This is a genomic window from Haemophilus haemolyticus (assembly GCF_003493685.1).
GTDB lineage: Bacteria > Pseudomonadota > Gammaproteobacteria > Enterobacterales > Pasteurellaceae > Haemophilus > Haemophilus haemolyticus_O.
This window is the reverse complement of record NZ_QQJW01000001.1, coordinates 368,956-387,661: the sequence shown is the minus strand read 5'-3', so window position 1 is coordinate 387,661 and position 18,706 is coordinate 368,956. Positions and strand designations below refer to the sequence as shown.

The following is an 18,706-nucleotide window of genomic DNA, read 5'->3' as shown; positions in this document are numbered from 1 at the left end:
TTTTACGCTCCTACTTTTGCAATGTTTGCGGCAAATTCCACAAGGTATTCATCGCTAATGTATTGGTTGAAACCAAGTTGTTCTAACGGTGGAACAGGGCAGTAGTCATAAGACACAAGCAATTTTGCATCTTTTAAGGTTGCGGCAGTATTGAGGTTGGCATTGATAAATGCTTTCCCACCGATTAAATAACCTTGTGCCACATATTCACGCCATTTCGCATTGATTGCTTCCACGATTTCTTTTACCAGATTCACGGAAATATCTTTATCCATCGCCCAGTCAAAGGATTGTGCAATGGTGTCTTTCAACACTTGTGCCGTGCGAGTGTAGTTTTCGTAGATAAATAATTTATCTGCCGAACGAGTGCGTAATCCCCAGAACTTAAAGCCATTGTGGTTTACACAACAAGTAATGCCTTGTTCATTGAGATAGTTCACGTCGGTTGCACTGTCGTTAATATCGAAAGAAAGCGGTTTAGTGACACCTGTCACACCAGTTAAACCTTTGTTTGAAATGGAGGTATGCCAGCCGTATTCTTTGTCTTGATATGCACGCATTGCGGCAGCTCGAACAACGGCATAATCCACTTCGGTTTGTTTGGTGTTTGGGTTAAACGATAAGAAATCGCCGAAAATCAGCATTAATTCACGTTGTGAGAAATTGCGACCGTATGTCACTGCTTCTTCTTTGGTTTTTGCTGTGCCGCAAGAGGCATACACAAAGCCATTGAGTTTTTTCGCTACGCTTAACAATTCAGTGGTCACATCTTGGCTGTCATATTTAGGTATACAGAAAATACGTGGTTTAACGCCACAAACTGCAGCAGACACGAGGAACGCTTTTAAGCCAGTGTAATTGCCTTCGTTATCGACTGAACCGATCACATTGGCTTTCATGGTGCTTTCATCTTCGTTTTCTTCCACACGAATGACGACAACTTTACAATTCACAATGTCCGCAATGCCGTCTAATGCACGAGATAACGTGCCTTTTTTACCTGCTTTGGATTGCATTTCAGCGGTGATGCCAGTTAAAAGAGTGGGTTTGTTGAGTGGGAAAACCGATGCATCTGCATCTGGTGCGGTTGCCACTAAACCGATAACTGCGGTGGATGATGTGGTGAGTGTTCGCAAGGCTTCGGAAATTTCCGTTACCTTGACCCCATGGAGATATTCATCAGACATAATTTTAGCCCTATGGTTTCTGCTGATTAAAAGATAGGGCTATTTTGTGGGAATCTTTTGAGATGTGCGAGCAGTGGGGAATGTGAGAGAAAGATTAACTTATGCCAAAATCTTTCGATAATAGAAAAATTGTTCGGCGATTTCATAAAAACGCGCCATAATTTGCTTGTCTTCAGCTGTTTCTTGTTGGGCTATTTGGTGTGCTAATGGTTCTGGCAAAATCGTGATAAGTAAATAATCCTGATCATCTTGCACATAAACCAAGCAAGTGTCGCTGGTTCTACGTCTACCGCTTTCCCAATTTTTATCCCAGCGTTGTTTATTTTCAAGATTAATCACCGGCACAATATGCACGTGGCGCAAGCCGTGTTGAATTGGGTTATAAAATCCATCTTTGCCAAAATAATAACTACTATTTTCGCCGTTTTGTTTCCATTCGCGAAATTTTTCAATAAAAAGCACAAGATCAATGCCTGATGCTTGTGCATAGCGTGTCATTATTTGAGTATGAGAAATGTTCATTGAACCAAGCCCATTAATGCCATTAAATCTTGTTTTGTCATTTGTTGTGCGCTTTGCTCAATGCGTCCAAAGAGTTGTTTTTCTTGTGCGTTTAACTGTGGAATGGCTTTTTCATTGCGTGGTTTGACACCATTGCGTAATGCGGTTGTCATTGTCGGTGTGGTTGAAGTAAACATAACGCCTCCTTTTTATCCGATCATACTTTCCGCATTATCGCTTGTCAAATGCGGCGAAAATTCACCGCACTTTCCTACTTAAAAATCCATATCGTGCTGTTTGCCTTTCTTCTCACTTTCATACGCCGTCAAGCAATGGCGCGGATCGCGGAATAAGCCGTTAATCACGCGATACAGCACACGCCAGCGTTTTTTCGGGTTTTCCGCTAATATCGCACCGCGATAAGTGCGGCTGGAAAGGGTTTCATCTGCTGCGCCACCTGTTAAGGCGTTAAACAGTTGGTCTATGGCAATGACCATGTGATAGCCATAGCGTTTTAATTTGTTTGGAATTGCCATTGTTCAATCTCCTGTTCAAGTGCGGTTAATTCCTGTGGTGTTTTTAAAGCCTGCAAACGGTCTTCAAATGCCTGACGTTGCCCAATAATGATGCCAATCGCCACAGCAAACTGAGCGGATTTTTCAATCACTTTGCTAATAAGCACCTCTAGCGGCACACCGCGCACGCGAGCAATTTGTGAAAGCATCGGTGTCGGTGTGCTGTGGTCGGCTTGCCACGCTAACGCCTCTTTTTCCTGACGGTAAAAACTTTCAATTTCCGTTTGTGGATAGCCCGTCAGTAATCCATTTTTTAGTTGGTCGGCTTTATACGCTAACTTATTGAGCAAGCTTTCTTTTTGTTGTGCAAAAAGTGCGGTTTGTTTTTCAGCTGAAATTTCCCAAGTGAGCGTATCAAGATTTAACACATGTGCCGCACTAGGTTGTGGGTCAATTAATACAGGGTAGCCTGTTTTGTCTGCGATGATTTGCTTGCCTTGAGCTTGACCGTTAAGCAACTCAATATATTTATCTTGGTTAATTTCCACTGCACCTTCTGGCACAAAACCACCATAAGAATCGTCAAAAAATCCGTCTTTAAAATACATTGTCATTATTTCCATTTCCCGATTGCGATAATGTCAACAAAAAATGCAGCGTTATTAACATCTGAGTCATATATGACAAGAGTAAATTCTGATGCACTCTCCTGGATGACTGATGCTGTTGCATTGGCTGTATCTATGTTGCCTTGTAGAGCCTGTGTGCGATAAGATTCATTTGTTTCTTTGTAGATGATTGTGGCACTCATCCTTAAATCAGCATCTGCAAAAGCTAAAGCCCAATTTAACGTCCTTGCGATAGTTGTTCGGTTTGTTATTGGAATATTGACACGACAACTCTGGATCATCGTCCCATCAGGATATTTTCGTACCTCAAAATCGCCGATTTTTTGGTAGGTAAAATCAGCTAAATTAGCTTTTTGCGCAACTAGTTGTCGTACTTGCTCTATATCATTGAGTTTTACCCAAGGCGACCAACTGTTTGTTTGGCTACTAGTCTGATACCGCCCGTACATATCTGTGCTATAAGCAATATAGGCAATTTGACGACACCAAGAGCTATCGCTCCCTGCAATAACTTGGATGTGACAACCATGGTTAGCTACGGGTAGATTCTGCGAGCGATCTGCTTGTGTAACGGCGTAAATGCCGTCTGTTTGTAGCGAGTTTACATTGCCAACAAAATTCTCAATTTTAAAATTTCCGATGCCATAGCCCGCTAAGGTTGTAGCGGGGGATTGTTTGTTATTGGCAAGGTCATAAGCCGTTTTAACCGCCGCACTGGTTGCAACGGTGTCTGCGCTATTGCTATCTACTGCAGAGGACTTTTTGCTGTTTGGGATAAAATTACCAAGTGAGCGAGTATTGGAGTCAATCAGTTGCTTGAGCTGATAAGCGGTTTTAGGTGTTAATGCTAAATCTTCACTTTGGCTATCGTAGCCTGTGTGGAGTTGGGTTATACCTTGTTGTGTGGTGCTTGCCTTGGCTATTTCGTGGGTATGACCGCTTTCATCAAATCCATTTTGCGTTGTGGCAGTAATGGTTTTTGGTGCCATTTGTTGGCGAGTCACAAAAATCACACTGTTATCGATGGATAATGTTACCGCACTAGAGGATTCTACTTTTAAGATCATTCGAAGTACTTGGACTTTACCACTGCCGCTACTTTCTGTCGGTTTAAAACTTTCAGGACAGTTTGCGTAGGCAATGAGTTTGTTTTGTGAGTCAAATACGCCCATTTCTCTTATGTAAAAACCGCCGACATTTTCAGGAATGGTTAATTCAACGATGACTTGTTTATTATTGCGAGGGTCCAGAGAAACTGCACTTACAGGTGCGATGTGCGTTTGATGCACAAGTGCTGTGGCACTTGCTGTTGGTGTAACCGCTTGTCCATTGCCATCGCCTACAGCAAATTGAGTAAGTTGTAATGGCTGCCCTTGGCTTAATGCCTGAGCAAAAGCCCGTGTTCCGTAGTCGGTTAAGATTGCAAAATATTGTGATGCCATAAATATTCCTATTGTGGATATACCGTGATGATTTCGCCCCACTGCTGACCAACAAAGACACTAAGTGTCCCTGTTGGGGAGAGGGCGATAGCGAGCTGATTGAGATGTCTTGAGACGGGTTTTACATCGTTAATAAGTCGCACGAGTTCATTATAGGTTTGTTCATTTAAACCACTTTCAGACACTTCTACGGTTAAGCTAAATGTTCCTGGCGTGCCTTGTGGGTTGGTTTGAAACCATTCTTTCAGTTCAATAAGATAGCCTATTGGCTCAACCACACGTTTTACTGCGCCAATTGTGCCTTTGTGTTTGTGTACAAAATAAGATTGTTTAATCGCAATGCGTTTAACTTCTTCCGTCCAGTTTTCGTCCCATTTATCCACCGAAAACGCCCAAGCTAAATAAGGCAGTAAATCAGCGGGACAACGTTCAGGATTGATTAAATCTGCAATAATAATAGGATTTTCTACCGCACTTTTTAGAATTTCAGCCGCACGTTTTTCTAATGGCGTTGAGCCTATCGGCAGTAAATGATTAGTAATCATCACTTGTCACGATCTCCAAATTAATTGCCGTGCAGTAGGCTGATTTTGAGCTTGGTAGCACAATGTCGGCGGTAGGCGAGATAAGCTCTACTCGTTGCACCCCTTCCAAGTGTAATGCGGCATAAATACCCGATAGGCTAATGTCTCGCCCTAAACGGTGTTTTTCTTCGGTGTAAGCCGTCAATTTTTTTAGAGCAGCCGCTTTGATTGGCTCGTATTCTGGGCCACGATAAAGATGTAATTTGGCACGGATTTCATAAGATTGGATTACTGCACTTTGTACAATAACGCGGTCGCCAATAGGGCGGATGTCATCATCGTTAAGTTTTGCTCGAACCACATTTAAAAGACTTTCCTCTGCCTCGCCTTGTCCATTGCGACTTAAAATTGTCACGGTAACATTAGCGGGCTGAGGGGAAACCACCGACACATCTGCAACATCAGGGTGCGCAGAAAGTGCGTGGAAGATATAAGCAGAGCGAGGACCCGCCACAGAAAGCCCCTCAAAGGCTAATTGAGTACGCAATCTTAATGAAGTGTCATCTTCTAAAATTTCGGGGATTTTAGGCGTAACATTATTATTCGCCTCTTGAATGACTTGTCTTTTTACATTGTAATTGGCTGCAATCACATCTAAATCTGAACCGCTTGCATAGGCTAACATTGTGGCTTTTGCCGCATTATTGATGCGGTTTCTTTCCATTAACTGTAAGTAAACCACTTCTTGTAATAATTTCGTGATTGGCTCACTTTCTAAACTTAATCGTGCTTGCCAAAATGCTCTTTCATCTTGTGGGAAAAGCGCGATAAATTCCGCTTTTCTGTCTGCGAGCAAACTTTCAAAATCTAAATCTTCCAGCACTTTCGGTGCATCTAGTTTTGATAAATCGACTAATTCGCTCATTGTTTATGTCCTAAAAATAGTTTTTCGTTGTGCATTTCTTGGTTATCTTTACGACTGCGTGCGACATAACTTGCCACAATGCCACCTTCAACCAACTCTGGTTTAAATTGTGTGATTTGTACGCGTGGTTCCCAGCGATTAATTGCTGTGACGGCACAAGCTGCCAGTTGTAATAACAATGTGTGGCTAATTGGTCGGTCAATTAGCAGAGGAATTAAACTGCCATATTCACGCCGCTGAATACGTGAGCCAACAGGGGTTAATAAAATATCGGCAATGGATTGTTTAATGTGGTCGCTTTCGTTTTTTAATATTTCGCCAGTGTATCGGTTCATACTATGCCTTTGCGTTAGAGGTTCGTTGGCCATCGCCTTGTTCAACGTGAACGTGGTTTTGTAAACTAATCGCTCCGCCTTTTATATCGCCACTTGCGGTCACACTGCCTTGCGTGCTGATATTGCCTTTTGTGGTGCTTGTGCCTGTGGTTGATAAAGAACCGTCAATATTCACATTGCCTTTGATATTGATAGTGGGGCAGTCAATATCAATTTGATTAGCGGCAGTAATACTGGCGGTTTTGATACCTGTTACAACCAATGCGCCACTTGATTGGTTGTAGGTAACTTTGGCACCGTCAGCAAATTCAATAACGTGTTCGTCGGCTGAATGGCTAGGGCTGTTTTGTGTGTAAAGCCCAACTAATATGCAGGCAGTAGTAAATTCACCGCTAACTGATAGCATCACACATTGTTCGCCCACCGTAGGCGGCGACCAGGTTTTGGTTGTACCCGCTCGAAATGTAATAAATGGTAAAAACTCTGTGAGAATGTCACCGCTCTTTACGCGAGCACGTGCGGTGGCGTAATTCACTTCAGCGATCACCCCAAAGCGGATAATGTTGTCTAGTTTTCGTTGTAATTCGGCAGACATAGGCATTCACAGTTAAAGAAAATGCCTTATTGTTGGCAATATTGTGTGGTGTGGCGAGTGGGGGAGTATGTGGAATAGTAGGTAACAAAAAAGCAAGTCAGGCTACTTGCTTATTCTGTTCGATCAATGATTGGATTTGGAGTATCCCATGCACGAGGGAATGGCTCATGTTGTGGTGAGAACGCTATAATCACAATATGTTCATCTGATATTTTTTGGTAATGAATTACAGGTCCAGATGTTTCTCCGTTCAAATTCATTTTTAGGTCGCTCATTGGGCAATAGCTAGTGCCATTATCATAAGGCCCGCAATGATAATGCCAAATATTATTTTCTTGATAAACTTCGGTATTTGGAATGTCATTGAGATTGTCATCAATCCAAGATGGTTTATTTTTACCTCTTAATTGTTTTCCTTGTTCAATGGATTGCATAAAATCAAAGATGAGCTTCAATTCTTTATCTGACATCGCTTGAATATCTTTAAAAAAGGGCGTGTTTAAACGCCCTTCTTTGAATTGTTTCGATAACTCAATCTTCATTTGTTATCCTACATCATCACTGCTTTTTTGAAATCATCAAAAGAATGTGACGATTTGTAGGTATACCCTGCATCTTCAGATTTGTGATAAATGCGTGATAAAACCACTTCATCTGATTGTTGTTTGTATTTTTCTGATTTCATCATATTGCAAAGTGTATGCATTTTATTGCTGAATGATTGTAGTGTTGTTGATAATTCTGGAGATTTATTGTTAGCTATAATATTGTGAACTAAACCATCATATTTGTTAATTTTATTTTCCAGTCTTAGAACATCATTTAAATCAATATAACTTAATGATTCGGTCGTAATTGACGCAATAACAAAGTCAGTGATAGCAGAAACAGCTTTCACCATATCAATAATCTTTTCTATATCTTGTTGATTGAGCGATTTGTTTTCATACGCTTTAACACTGAAAATATTTACTGTGTGTGTTGAGTGACGAACAGGATGATTCATTGCCAATGGCGCAATAAATAACGCAGACATTGCTGCGACTTTTAATTGCTTAAAAATTGGCGCAAAACTTTCAAAAATAGGATTTAATGATAGATTTGTCATAAGTCACCAAAGAATAAAACTTTGCGAAGTTTACAATTTTTTAAAGAAATATAAAACTATTTTCTGCAATGTGCAACTAAAAAAGGGCTTGCGCCCTTTTATTATGATCTATCCCACATTGAACTTCTTGCTCTTGCTTGGCGTTGGTTTTCGATGCGTTGTATTTCTTTTGCCACTTGTTGTGCAATGGCTCGTTCGTCCATGCCTTGTGCGGCATTGATGGTGATATTTACGCTCATTGGTTGGCTGGATTGCGTCACCACTGGACGAGCAGAAATGGGTGCACGAGTATCCACTTGCACAGGGGCGGCAGTTGCAACGCTGATCCCCAATCCGCCCGCAATCAGTGCTTGTTTACCGTAATTAAGGGCGTTGAGTGTATTGACGCCAAGTCGAGATGTGGCTTCTTTGGTCATCACGTATTCGCCACCGTGGACAATGCCCATGGGCTGATATTTGCCACCGTTGCCAGTGTAGCCGCCATTGGAAAAGCCTGTATTTGCTGCCATTTTAGCTGTTTCGCTGAGTTGCTCTGCATGTTTTTTGGGTATAAGTGTATTAGCGATACTACTGACACTCGGCATATGATCTATTACCCATTGAATGGCATTTTGTAATAGCTCCAAAGGTTTGAGAGCTAAATCTATACCTGCTGCTATCCATTCGCCAAATTTTTTACCTGCACTGGCTGCAGCGTCTAAATCATCTTTAGTACTTTGTACAGGAGACAATAAATCAGTAAACCATTTCACCGCTTTTTCAATCCAACCGACGACCACACCAAATGCAGTGCCAAGCGGTTGGAATTTTTCAAGGACGGGGGCGAGACCTGATTTTAAGCCCTCCCAAAAACCGCCGAAAAATGACCGCACTTTATCCCAATATCGATAAATCATCACACCTGCTGCGACAAATGTAACAGCGAGTAAACCTATTGGAGAAAGGAGAAAACCTATGATTGACGTTAATCCCATAAAGAGCATTCTAATAGGTGCAAAAGCAATACGAAGTATTGTTTTTAGTCCATTTAGCCAAAATGAGAGGTGTCTCATCTTTTTAATGAGTTTAACAAAGACACTCGGCATTTTTTTCAATCCGCCATACAACATGACAGTTCCTGTTTTAGCTGAATTGAGGGTGGTTTTATAAGAAAATAAATGTTTATTTGCCTTTAAACTTTCAACAGAGACTTTTTTTAATGATTGACTTAATAAATGATTAATGCCTGTAAAACGCCCTACACCTAATAAAATGCGTGCAACAGGATAAAACAGAAAACTAAATGCCATACTTAATGCACCTAATGCTGTAATACCTCCTGCAATTGATGCACTCCATTTAACAATTTGTCGAGTAAGTTCAGGATTAGCTTTTATCCATTCGTTCACTTTTCGCACCATTTCGGTCACCGACTGTATTGCGCTTCGAATATCATCTGAAATAGTATCATAGATCGCAATGCCTACGGCTTCACGCGCAGACTCTAGATTTTTTATATCCCCCATTAAGTTATCCGCCATAACTTGCGCGACTTGCTCTGCACGACCTGCGGAATTTTTTAATTTTTCCGTCATTTCTTGAATGCCGTGGATGCCTGCCTGTCCAACTAATTCAACCATAGCTGTCGCAGCTTCTGTACCGAAAATGTCCTTGTAATAAGCCATTTTGTCGCCAGATCCCATTTTGGCAGTTTTCTTTTCTACATCAACTAAAATGTCGGTAAGTGCACGCATATTGCCACGACTATCTTTTGCGGATACGCCTAATTTTTTCAATGCTTTTGCTGCCGCTTTAGGTGGAGCGGAAAGTCTGAGCATGGCAGAACGTAATGATGTCCCCGCTTGAGTGCCTTTTATCCCAACATTACCTAATAATCCAACCATCGCTGACATTGTTTCGAAATCTTGACCTGTTGCCGTGGCAATCGGACCTAAATATTTCATTGTGTCGCCTAAGCCTTCTAAGGTTGTGTTGGATCCACTAAATGTTGCAGTAAGCACATCTGCTACACGCCCCATTTCATCGGCAGGGATTTTAAAGCCAGAAGAAATATCTGATGAAATATCTGAAACTCGCCCCATTTCGATGCCTGCGGCTTTTGTCATTGCTAAAATAGCAGGCATTGATTTTTCGATTTGGTCTGCATTGAATCCCGCCATTGCTAAATAGCCTTGACCTTGTGCGACTTCTCCTGATGTAAAGGATGTTGTTGCACCGAGATGAATCCCTTGTTTACGTAGTCGAGCAAGTTGTTCCGCTTGTTTTGGATCAGTTTTATTTAACCCAGTTAAAGCTTGCACCTTAGAAAAATCTTGTTCAAAATCTAATGCAGGTTTAAGCATTATACCAGTGAGCGCATTGCCTGCTGTTCCTGCGATCATGGCAGATTGCCCAAATCCCTTTAATTGCTCACTTTTCGTTTTTAAATTATCTACGCTATTTCGATAAGCTAGGTTTCTTGCTTGTCGCTGTTGCAGTTTTTTCATGGCTGCATTTTGTTTTTCAATGGCGGCTGTGGATTGACTAAGCTGTTGTTTAAGTTTTTCCTGACTTTCCTTAAATTTTGATGTATTAAAGCCACCAAGTTTTAATTCTTGGCGGAGTTTATTTAATTGTTTACGCTGATTTTCTTGCACTTGTGCCATTTTATGCGCTGCTTTATGTGCTTCTGTGACTTGGCGTTTAAATGCGGCTGTCGGTGCGGCAGTATTGCGTAGTTGTTCGGCTAATTTTTTTGCTTTTTCTCGTGCTTCAACTAATTTCTGATTATTTTGCTGCAGTGAGTTTTGCAAATTTTTAAATGAATCAGCGGTTTTATTTTGTTGTTTTAGTTTATTGAGTTCATTGGTCGCACCTTTTACTTTAGATTGCAAATTATCCATTTGTTTTTGCACACCTTTTAAAGGGGCTGTGAGTTTATCAACTGCACCTAGAATTACTTTAAGCTCTAAATTTTTCATTTTCACCCACTTTTTCTTGACATTTTAGGAATAAGGAACAAATAATGAACAAACTTAACAGGGAGAGAACGATGGAAATTTTTGTTTTGCTCATTGGTTTGCCGATTATTGTTGGTTTACTTATTGCATTTGGTACTGCAGTATTAGCCGCATTTAGTTATATTTTTGTTGGCGCATTATCTTTAGCAATTAATTTCTGGTATATCACGTTAGCAGTAATGCTTGTTTTACTTGCACCTCTTATTTATTTAAATAGTTGGTTATTTTGGATTTTGGCTGCAATCGTTATTTTCTTTACTGTTGCTTGGTTTTTTGGTGGCGATACCGAACAAATCAAAGCAGAAATTGAACGTAAACGTATTGCTAAAGAGCATAAATTGTAAATTAACCCAATTAAAATTCTTTACCCGCTATAGCTCTAAGCACAAATCTTTCAATCATTTCAATATCTTCTTCTGTAAAGCCCAGCAATTCACGCTGGGCATATAGCACCTTGAAATCTTTATATTTAGATGGGCTGGAGCTTAAACCGTATTGATGCACTGCAGCAATGGCGGCACTTGAGCCATTAAAACCCACTGAAACTTCGTTCCCATTTGATTGCACTTTTAAATGTCGGGCGGTACGAAGTTTGGCGAACATGGCTTTGCGTTTGATTCGCCCTTTCTTTTTTCCAAATTCTTTACGTGGTTTTCTCGGTTCAAAGGCTGAACCATCGGGATTTTGTTGGCGTGCAATTCGGTTCGATTGGCTTTTTCGTAAGGCTTGCCCGATTTTTCGCCCAAGCTGTCTGCGCGCCTGTGGAGAAAGATTGGCAATAAGTGCGGTCAATTTTGCCTGAATTTCTTCTACTGTTGCCATTAGACTATATCCCCCTCAAAAATTGGCGAATCCCAGTTTTCCAAATAGACTTTTACTCGGGTTGGTTCATCCCATACTGGTTCTTTTGCGTAATGGATCTGAACGTTATTACCGTCTTTTTTCGACACGACACGTTCAGTGAGTTGGATTTCGAAACTAATATCTGCGGTGTTGTTATTGTTGTAATCCACCTGGAATTTAAATGCGTTCTCTCGAATTTGTGGATTTTCTAATATTTCAGGTTGATTTGTGCGGAGATAAGCCATCATTGGCACAATCAAGGTGGCAATATCGCCTGCATAATCAGTCACCACGACATTGAGTGTGTAACGATATTCAAAACTAAATGATGCGGCACCCGTTGCGACGATTTGCCCACCGTCCACATAAAGTTGTAGATGGTCGGGGTTTTTTACAAAATCGGGATGGCTTTGTTCAAGGATTTTGCGCAGTTGGTTGGGCTTTTTCATTAGTTTGCTCGTTACCGTGGGTAGGTATACCCACGGTTAGTTATCGTTTATAGTGCTTCCCCTTTGGGGAACCGTTGCAATTAACCTTGGGTATACTTACCCAAGGCATTATGTTCTAAATTGCCGCTGCCGTTTTTCCTCTTGTTCTTGGCAAGTCACACAACGTGTTACGCCTTGAATCATTTGTCTGCGTTTTTCTGGGATGGGGGCATCGCAATCTTCACAATAAAGGCGACTTACTGCTTTAAAAGTGCGGTGTTTTTTGAGGGCGATTTCACGTTGCATTTCTTCGAGCTGTTGTGCTCGGTCGAATTGATCTGTCATGGCTGTTCCTTTTTATTAAATTCATCCATGCATTTTTTTAAACTCGAGTTTTCAATGATGCATAAATCAAGATGGTGCTGTGTCTGTAAATAGGCTTCGGCTAATTCGCCATTAGTGCGAATTTGTGGCGAATACGCACTGCACTCTGTGGTTTGCGGACAAAGAATCGGTGATTTAATAACTTCCTGCTGAGTTGAGCACGCGTTTAACATCATCAGGCAAAGGGCGGTCAGCCCAATCTTGGTTTGATTTAAGTACATTTTTTAAATCCTGTGTTTGTTGATTTTGGTTTGCTTTGAGGTTATTTACTGCTTGGATAAGCTGTGCTTGCTGTTCGGCAAATTGTTGCACGCTATGATTTAACTCAATGTAAGAGTTTTGCCATTTCAGTTTTAGCTGTTCTTCTTTGAGCATTTCTTTTCGCCAATAATTAGCCTCAAATCCCAGGAAAATAATGAGGAGTACAAGCACTATTGGTCCGATAAGTAAAATGCCTCGTTCTTTGGCGGTTAAGAAATTAAACATAGGTTTTTCTCCTTTTGACGGCGTTCAATTAATCCTTTTAGCGGTTTTCCTGCTGCGTAAATCCAACGTTCGAATTGACCGCACATGGCTTTGCTGTAGCCTTGGCGTGCCATTTTAAAAAGTGAGCTATTTTTTAATTTGCCGCATCCCACATTAAAGGTAATGGAAACTAAGGCATCAAATGCACCTTGTGGCATAGTTTGACCGTTGGCATATTGATTAACGCATTTTTCTGATTGTTTAATGCCTTTTACGTATAACTCGACAATTTCTTGCAAGGTGTAAATTTTATTGCGGTCAATTTTTTCAACGGCATCGGTTATGCCTATGCCGACTGTTAAAACATCGGCAGGGCATTGATAGGGTTTTTTCATGCAACCTTCTGCATTGCCAATCAGTAACAAGCCTTTTTCGGATGTTCGAATTTCATTCCCATGAGTGGCAATTACCAGTCCAACAACGGCGGATATGGCGCAGATGTATTTGGCGGAACGTTTAATCATGATGATGGATCCGTTGTTCGAGTTCTTTTTCTTTTAATTCAAAATCTTTTTTCTTGTAATACCAATTCACAAGAAAGGTGGCGACACCAATCACAATACCTGTAACCGATGCGACATCAGCCCAATTTACATTTGAGAACATATCGGCAATGCGTCCAATCAAAAAGGCGAATATTCCTGATATGTAAGATGCTTTTGATGGTGTGTCGTGCATATCAGCTCCAAAGTTGAATCGTGTCATTTGCTACACTGATTTTTTCTGTATCGGCATCTGGCAATATGACAGGGGTACCAATGGGAATAATGGGCTTATCCATTAAATGTGGATTGAGTTCGCAGGTTATTTCGAGTAAGCCTTCACTTCGTCCAAAATGGCGATAAAGAATGGCGTCTAAATTGTCATTTTGTTGTGCGTAAACTTGCATTAGATTAACTCCGCATCGACGCGTTTTCTGCCCAATATGTCGCTAATCGCAAAGCGAGCATCACGACGTAATTCATCAATGCTGTCTTTGAGTTGCGCCATTTTCTTTTCGCCATCGTTAGTGCTGTCATAGCTTGCATAGCGTTCATAAAGGTTTGCCAGTGCCAAGCAACTTACCGCACGTTTATAACGATAAATCAGCACGCTTTCGCCATTGATTGATGGGGCAGTGATCTGTTCTAAACTGTCATGTTTACTTTGCGTTTTAAACGTGGAGAGTTCGGCATTGACGCTTGCCATGCCCTCAATCAAAGCATCTTGTAAACGTTGTGTGGTAATGGTACCGTCTGCACGATATTGATTGCGAAATTGGGAAAGTGACATGTCGGGGAAGAAACCGTCATTACTGATAATGTCATCTAACGTATCGTAATCATTTAACTGTTGCTGCACTTCGCCCATTTCATAATCGGGGGCAAGTTTGACTGATATTGCGCCGTCGCTCATTGATTTACCCTTATAAAAAAAGTCGGGTGAGGATTAAATTAAGCACGGCCAATAAATCCGTCAGAATTTGACCGCACTTTTAATCCGCCCGACGGCTGCGTGGTTTGCTCGATTTATATTCTTTCTTGCTTGTGCAAGAAAGAACCAAAGAACACACCCCGATTAAATCGCTTTCCTGCCCTTTGTTGTCATTTTCTTAACGGAAAATTTTTAACTCGCTACGCTCAAACAAGAAAAATTTTCCTAAAAATGCCAAGTCGGTCAGGCGATTTAGACGGGGCATTAAAACAACATCAATATTCAGTTGTTGATAATTGTTTTTTTTAGTTTCTTGATGTCGCCTTTTACGCCAATTTTTTGATCTAAACCCAAAGCACGTTCTAAATATGCCAGTGCTTGTTCAGGGTGCTTATCAACCAATAACAAGCCCAATTCACGCAATAATCGCGCACGGCTTTCATCGGGCATATCGCAATCAGCGGTGATGCGTTGGACTTGCTCTAAGTAAGCCACTTCGAACGGTTTATTGGCGGCTTGTGCGGCTTTGGCTTGGTCGGCAAATTCTTCTGCTAACAAGGTGCCAAGAGTTCGGGTGAATGGCTCGGGCAAGCGTAAATCATGAAATACGGCATAATCGGCAATCTGTAAGGCTAGATGATATTCGCCACAGTCAATCGCCCATACGCACCATGTCATCAAGACGTTATCTTGTTTACCACTTCCGACCGATAACGCCCCTTCAATCCATGGTAGATAGTCAGGCAAAATTTGCTTTTTAAATGCGGCTTTGCGTTCCGTCGATTGGATGTTTTTTAAATCCTTTCGATGGCGAGCAAGAATACGGCATATTTTGTCATATTCCGTAAAGTCGCTTAGATCTTCGGTTTCTGCCGCATTAGCAATAGCGGCAGAAACTTCTAGAAAATGGCGTTTGGTTGGGCGCATTATTGATTCCGTTATGCTGCCACAGGCGAAATAGGCGCAGGTGCCTCAAGAATGGTGATATTTTTCGCCATGGCGACTGCCTCGTAGTTTTCCACAACATAGGCTTCGTTTGACGATAAATAATCTTCCACACGATTGCGTTCTGGCACATCTTTTAAGTGACGACGCACTTTGCCTTCCTGCACGTAGATTGACAAGTTGTCGAGCGATGTGACTAACACAGTGCCTTTCGGGAAGAATGGAACAGATACGGCTTGTAACCCGCCTACACGTTTTTGACTAATGACGGTATCGCCTGCCAAAATTTCGCTTGGTTTTTCTTGGTTGATTAATGGGAAGTATTTATCGGCTAATAAGTCGCTACCCATAATTGCAACCAGTTTTGTATCGTCACGGTATTGCGCTGGAATGAAATCTTCTTTTAATGCAAAGACAAGGGCATCAAGATTTTTATAGGTTTTACCTGCACCGATTTCGATTTTGCCACTGCTTTTTTCAATTTCTTTTAACACACGGGCTTTGGCTTTATCTTCGATTTGGACTAACCAACCCTTATTCACATCTTGCAATAATGGATTTGAGGTACGGTTTGTGGTTGTTGCTGCACTTGTGCCATTCCAACCGATCATAATGCGGTCAAGTGCAATGCGTTCTGCTTTGAGTTTGCCCACACGTGCGGCAAAATCAGGGAATTTCGCCCAACTGTCTAAGGTTGGATAATTTAAATGTGTGTCAAAGTTGGTTTGTTCGCAAGAATAGGTGTTTTCTTGCAAGCTGTGAATGTCTGTGGTTTCACGTGCTTTTGTGTTGGTGTCGGTGCGACTTGCCACTGGTGAAAGCACACCTAAACGCAATGCAGAACCTTTCATTTCTTGCACCATCACGACATTGATGCGTTTCAAGAAATCAGAACTTTCAAGCACGGCATTTTCTAATTTTTGTTGAATAGTTGGCTCAACGGTAAACTGACCGCCATTCGCAACGAATGCCACATCTTCGCCGTTATCTTGTGCAACACCAGCAAGGTAAGCATTAAATTTTTGTTTGGTAAATTTATTCATTTGGTTTTTTCCTACGATAAATTAAAAGAAGCGGCCGTCAGTTTCAGGTTGTTCACCGTAAACTAAAGGGCGAGGATTTTCGGGTTCTACAGGTTTTTGGAGTTCTGCAAAAGTTGCTTGGATTTCTGCATTACCTGCTTTCATTTCTTCGATTTCGGCTTTTTGTTTGGCTAAATCGCCAGAAAGTGCGGTTAATTTTTCTAAGGTTTCTTTGGTTTGCTCGGCTAAAAGTTCAATGGCTTGTGTTTGATCAGAAAAGCGTTCATCGTCTGATTTTTCTTTTTTCGCAAATAATCCTTTGATTTTTTCAAAGATGCTTTGTGTTTCTTCCACAAATTCCAATTCAGTTTCAATAGCGGCAGTGAAAATGTTGTCCGCTTTTAACTTGCGAGCATTTAAGCCATTATTGGTAAAGGCAAGCATTTCTGTGCCTAAACTTGCTGGGTTGTCGGTAACGGCTAAACCGACCAAATAGGCTTTTCCCGTGTCGGCAAAATTGGTGTCAATTTCAACTGACGTGTAAACTTTTTGCCCTTCTTTGTTTAAGGCAATAAGTGCATCAGTTGGCTGTAATTGAGCTAAAAGTTGTAATTTGCCGTCTTCACGTTCTTCTGTTTTTACCGCTAATACATCGCCAAAGCAATGTGAGTTCGCCATTTCTGGCAGATAAACTGAAAATTTGATGTGATCTAAATTGATTCGTGCGCCGTAGGTATTTTTCGGGTCATAGCTTTCTGCCATTTCTGAAATCCAGTTGCGCTGAATAGTGCGTCCGTCTGTGGTTGCGCCTTCTGTCGCCACAACCACCCATTTAGATTTTTTTGCCATTGGCTTTCTATCCTTTCGATGAGTTGAATCATTGCGCTCATTCTGAAAGAGTTTTCAAGGCGTTGCCACGTCTTGCCGTTGTTGTCTTCCCTTTCACAAAACGCCCCAAAAGACGACCGCACTTTGAATTTCTATGATGACAGGCAAGAAAAAACCGCACCTAAGTGCGGTTGAGAATTAGCAAATTTCGTTATTGAGATAGCGTGTGAGATGATGCCATTTTTCAGGGTTATCTGATTGGAGTTTATCCAGCAGTTTTTTAATGAGCGGTTTGGCGATTTTATGAACTCGTTTGTATTCAGTGACGTTACCATATACTTGCGGAGCAAAAGGAGAATTTAATAATGCCAACGGCTTATACAGATTTTCCAATAAGAAACGCATTCTTTCGTGGGAAAACAATAACCATACTAGGTTGTCAATGTCTTGTTGGGAAAAAGATTGCGCATAAGTGGGTTCTGGCATAGGCAAGGCAGATTGGCTTATTTCATATTTTCCTGTTTTGCGGATTTGCGGGAGGACTTCTTCAAAGATCCAGTTTTGAAACTCTATCGCTTCGGCTTTGTTGGAGCGGAAAATAATGCGGTAAAGGTTCGGTTCGTTGATGAAGGTAAGTTCTTGATGACCTCCATCTGTAAGGGTTGCAATTTTATTGCATCCCTCTTTATTCAATCGGAATGCTTCAGCACTTCTGCGATTTACGCCTAATACTTGGCAAACATCAGATAAACAGAAATAAGGTTCATTGTTAAAAGATTGAATACGAACTGGAAAGGATTTGAAGTTGAAGGTAGAAATTTGAGTTGTCATTTTGTGATTTCCTTTTGAGGGCTTTCCCGAAAATCGGGCGGTCGAGAGCTCAAAACTCGTCACAAATCGAGCGGAGTTATTCCCTTGCGGTATTGTATTCCTCGCACTCTCGACCATTGATAAAAAATTGTTGTTTTTGACCGCACTTTTTGCGGGTACAAAAAAATCACGCTGACGGGGTGAGTTACCGTTTGTGAAAAGGGCTTTTGAGACCCTGTAAGCAGTATCCTACGCTTGAGAGCGGGGCTTGTCAAGCGTAGGGGAAAGGTTACATTTCTTCGCTTGCTCTAGCATAAAGTTCTTGATGAGCTGCGATAGCAAAGAAATGATCGCGTGTTTTGTAGAAATTACCCATTGCGTTGATACGGCGATCAATGCGTTGCAAGAGATAATCAGGCACGTTGATTTCGATTTTATGCTTTTCTTTAAGATAAGGCGTAATGTCAATATCAACAAGCAACCAAGTATCACAATGAGCATATTCAGGATCATTTTTATAGTGAGTGACGCCTTTATCCTTGAGAGAAGTAATATCAAAATCATCTTGAGCCATAGATTCTAGGGTTAATTTGATGCTGTCAGTCACCATTGGCTGAAGTTCTTCCACTTCATCTGCGGCACTAATACCGCCCCAATGGAGATCGTAAAGTACAGGAACGATCATGCCGTAAGCTGTATCGTCATTATCGGGTGTTTCTACACCAACAGTAAAAATCATAGGGTTCTC

27 protein-coding genes and 1 pseudogene are annotated in these 18,706 nt (G+C 41.3%); 1 reads left to right on the top strand and 27 read right to left on the bottom strand.

The features are described from left to right. Positions 1-2 precede the first annotated feature (2 nt). From DV434_RS02060 to DV434_RS02000, 13 genes and pseudogenes are all read right to left on the bottom strand, one after another. Positions 3-1,187, bottom strand: coding sequence for a phage tail sheath subtilisin-like domain-containing protein (locus DV434_RS02060; protein WP_118811427.1), 1,185 nt, complete (start codon positions 1,185-1,187; stop codon positions 3-5). A gap of 99 nt (positions 1,188-1,286) precedes the next feature. Continuing rightward, complete coding sequence (locus DV434_RS02055; RefSeq protein ID WP_204638280.1) at positions 1,287-1,685, bottom strand: type II toxin-antitoxin system YafO family toxin; 399 nt, start codon at positions 1,683-1,685, stop codon at positions 1,287-1,289. 20 nt (positions 1,686-1,705) lie between these two features. Then, positions 1,706-1,885: a hypothetical protein gene (locus DV434_RS02050; protein ID WP_118811425.1), complete on the bottom strand. Its 180-nt coding sequence runs from the start codon at positions 1,883-1,885 to the stop codon at positions 1,706-1,708. Between the two features lie 78 nt (positions 1,886-1,963). Then, positions 1,964-2,224 (bottom strand): DNA helicase UvrD, encoded by a 261-nt coding sequence (locus DV434_RS02045; RefSeq protein WP_118811424.1) that lies wholly within the window; start codon positions 2,222-2,224, stop codon positions 1,964-1,966. After that, positions 2,203-2,817, bottom strand: coding sequence for a hypothetical protein (locus DV434_RS02040; protein ID WP_118811423.1), 615 nt, complete (start codon positions 2,815-2,817; stop codon positions 2,203-2,205). Before DV434_RS02040 ends, DV434_RS02045 begins: the two co-directional genes overlap by 22 nt. Positions 2,818-3,479: 662 nt before the next feature. Continuing rightward, positions 3,480-4,274: pseudogene (locus DV434_RS02035) on the bottom strand (phage tail-collar fiber domain-containing protein); the annotation flags it as partial. An 8-nt stretch (positions 4,275-4,282) separates the two neighbouring features. Continuing rightward, positions 4,283-4,819, bottom strand: a complete 537-nt coding sequence (locus DV434_RS02030; protein WP_118811422.1) for a phage tail protein I — start codon at positions 4,817-4,819, stop codon at positions 4,283-4,285. Further along, positions 4,809-5,723 (bottom strand): baseplate assembly protein, encoded by a 915-nt coding sequence (locus tag DV434_RS02025; protein WP_105892718.1) that lies wholly within the window; start codon positions 5,721-5,723, stop codon positions 4,809-4,811. The genes DV434_RS02030 and DV434_RS02025 overlap by 11 nt, the downstream gene beginning before the upstream one ends. After that, the gene (locus tag DV434_RS02020; protein WP_105899297.1) at positions 5,720-6,058 is read right to left on the bottom strand and encodes a GPW/gp25 family protein; all 339 of its coding nucleotides are present in this window, start codon (positions 6,056-6,058) and stop codon (positions 5,720-5,722) included. The genes DV434_RS02025 and DV434_RS02020 overlap by 4 nt, the downstream gene beginning before the upstream one ends. Before the next feature lies 1 nt (position 6,059). Then, positions 6,060-6,659 carry a phage baseplate assembly protein V gene (locus DV434_RS02015; protein WP_118811421.1) on the bottom strand — a complete coding sequence of 200 codons (600 nt, stop codon included), beginning with the start codon at positions 6,657-6,659 and terminating at the stop codon, positions 6,060-6,062. 104 nt (positions 6,660-6,763) lie between these two features. After that, the gene (locus tag DV434_RS02010; RefSeq protein WP_118811420.1) at positions 6,764-7,195 is read right to left on the bottom strand and encodes a hypothetical protein; all 432 of its coding nucleotides are present in this window, start codon (positions 7,193-7,195) and stop codon (positions 6,764-6,766) included. Positions 7,196-7,203: 8 nt separating this feature from the next. Further along, positions 7,204-7,761 (bottom strand): hypothetical protein, encoded by a 558-nt coding sequence (locus tag DV434_RS02005; protein WP_118811419.1) that lies wholly within the window; start codon positions 7,759-7,761, stop codon positions 7,204-7,206. A gap of 101 nt (positions 7,762-7,862) precedes the next feature. After that, positions 7,863-10,721: a phage tail tape measure protein gene (locus tag DV434_RS02000; protein WP_118811418.1), complete on the bottom strand. Its 2,859-nt coding sequence runs from the start codon at positions 10,719-10,721 to the stop codon at positions 7,863-7,865. Between the two features lie 44 nt (positions 10,722-10,765). Between DV434_RS02000 and DV434_RS01995 the strand changes: the two genes are divergently transcribed. Beyond that, positions 10,766-11,104, top strand: coding sequence for a hypothetical protein (locus DV434_RS01995; protein WP_153065757.1), 339 nt, complete (start codon positions 10,766-10,768; stop codon positions 11,102-11,104). 10 nt (positions 11,105-11,114) lie between these two features. Here DV434_RS01995 and DV434_RS01990 read toward each other — a convergent pair whose 3' ends face one another. The 14 genes from DV434_RS01990 to DV434_RS01925 all read right to left on the bottom strand — a co-directional run bounded on the left by DV434_RS01990 (position 11,115) and on the right by DV434_RS01925 (position 18,697). Next, positions 11,115-11,582, bottom strand: coding sequence for a phage virion morphogenesis protein (locus DV434_RS01990; protein WP_118811417.1), 468 nt, complete (start codon positions 11,580-11,582; stop codon positions 11,115-11,117). After that, positions 11,582-12,052, bottom strand: coding sequence for a phage tail protein (locus DV434_RS01985; protein ID WP_118811416.1), 471 nt, complete (start codon positions 12,050-12,052; stop codon positions 11,582-11,584). The genes DV434_RS01990 and DV434_RS01985 overlap by 1 nt, the downstream gene beginning before the upstream one ends. Before the next feature lie 108 nt (positions 12,053-12,160). After that, entirely contained in the window at positions 12,161-12,376 is a 216-nt protein-coding gene (locus DV434_RS01980; RefSeq protein ID WP_044364285.1) for a TraR/DksA C4-type zinc finger protein, read from the bottom strand. After that, positions 12,373-12,636: an Rz1-like lysis system protein LysC gene (gene lysC, locus DV434_RS10930; protein WP_005672206.1), complete on the bottom strand. Its 264-nt coding sequence runs from the start codon at positions 12,634-12,636 to the stop codon at positions 12,373-12,375. Before lysC ends, DV434_RS01980 begins: the two co-directional genes overlap by 4 nt. Next, the gene (locus DV434_RS01970) at positions 12,551-12,901 is read right to left on the bottom strand and encodes a chemotaxis protein (protein WP_118811415.1); all 351 of its coding nucleotides are present in this window, start codon (positions 12,899-12,901) and stop codon (positions 12,551-12,553) included. Before DV434_RS01970 ends, lysC begins: the two co-directional genes overlap by 86 nt. Beyond that, positions 12,886-13,404 (bottom strand): lysozyme, encoded by a 519-nt coding sequence (locus tag DV434_RS01965; RefSeq protein ID WP_118811414.1) that lies wholly within the window; start codon positions 13,402-13,404, stop codon positions 12,886-12,888. The genes DV434_RS01970 and DV434_RS01965 overlap by 16 nt, the downstream gene beginning before the upstream one ends. Continuing rightward, positions 13,397-13,618 carry a phage holin gene (locus tag DV434_RS01960; RefSeq protein WP_005633803.1) on the bottom strand — a complete coding sequence of 74 codons (222 nt, stop codon included), beginning with the start codon at positions 13,616-13,618 and terminating at the stop codon, positions 13,397-13,399. The genes DV434_RS01965 and DV434_RS01960 overlap by 8 nt, the downstream gene beginning before the upstream one ends. Before the next feature lies 1 nt (position 13,619). After that, on the bottom strand, positions 13,620-13,829 hold the full coding sequence (locus DV434_RS01955; protein ID WP_005668467.1) for a tail protein X: 210 nt from the start codon (positions 13,827-13,829) through the stop codon (positions 13,620-13,622). Further along, positions 13,829-14,335, bottom strand: coding sequence for a head completion/stabilization protein (locus tag DV434_RS01950; protein ID WP_118811413.1), 507 nt, complete (start codon positions 14,333-14,335; stop codon positions 13,829-13,831). Before DV434_RS01950 ends, DV434_RS01955 begins: the two co-directional genes overlap by 1 nt. 300 nt (positions 14,336-14,635) lie before the next feature. Further along, positions 14,636-15,280: a phage terminase small subunit gene (locus tag DV434_RS01945; RefSeq protein WP_118811412.1), complete on the bottom strand. Its 645-nt coding sequence runs from the start codon at positions 15,278-15,280 to the stop codon at positions 14,636-14,638. 11 nt (positions 15,281-15,291) lie between these two features. Next, positions 15,292-16,341 carry a phage major capsid protein, P2 family gene (locus DV434_RS01940; RefSeq protein ID WP_118811411.1) on the bottom strand — a complete coding sequence of 350 codons (1,050 nt, stop codon included), beginning with the start codon at positions 16,339-16,341 and terminating at the stop codon, positions 15,292-15,294. Positions 16,342-16,362: 21 nt separating this feature from the next. Beyond that, a complete protein-coding gene (locus DV434_RS01935) occupies positions 16,363-17,169 on the bottom strand; it encodes a GPO family capsid scaffolding protein (protein ID WP_118811410.1) in 807 nt (268 codons plus the stop codon). Positions 17,170-17,346: 177 nt separating this feature from the next. Then, the gene (locus DV434_RS01930) at positions 17,347-17,979 is read right to left on the bottom strand and encodes a BRO family protein (RefSeq protein ID WP_118811409.1); all 633 of its coding nucleotides are present in this window, start codon (positions 17,977-17,979) and stop codon (positions 17,347-17,349) included. Positions 17,980-18,247: 268 nt separating this feature from the next. Beyond that, positions 18,248-18,697, bottom strand: a complete 450-nt coding sequence (locus DV434_RS01925) for a type II toxin-antitoxin system HicB family antitoxin (RefSeq protein ID WP_118811408.1) — start codon at positions 18,695-18,697, stop codon at positions 18,248-18,250. Positions 18,698-18,706 lie beyond the last annotated feature (9 nt).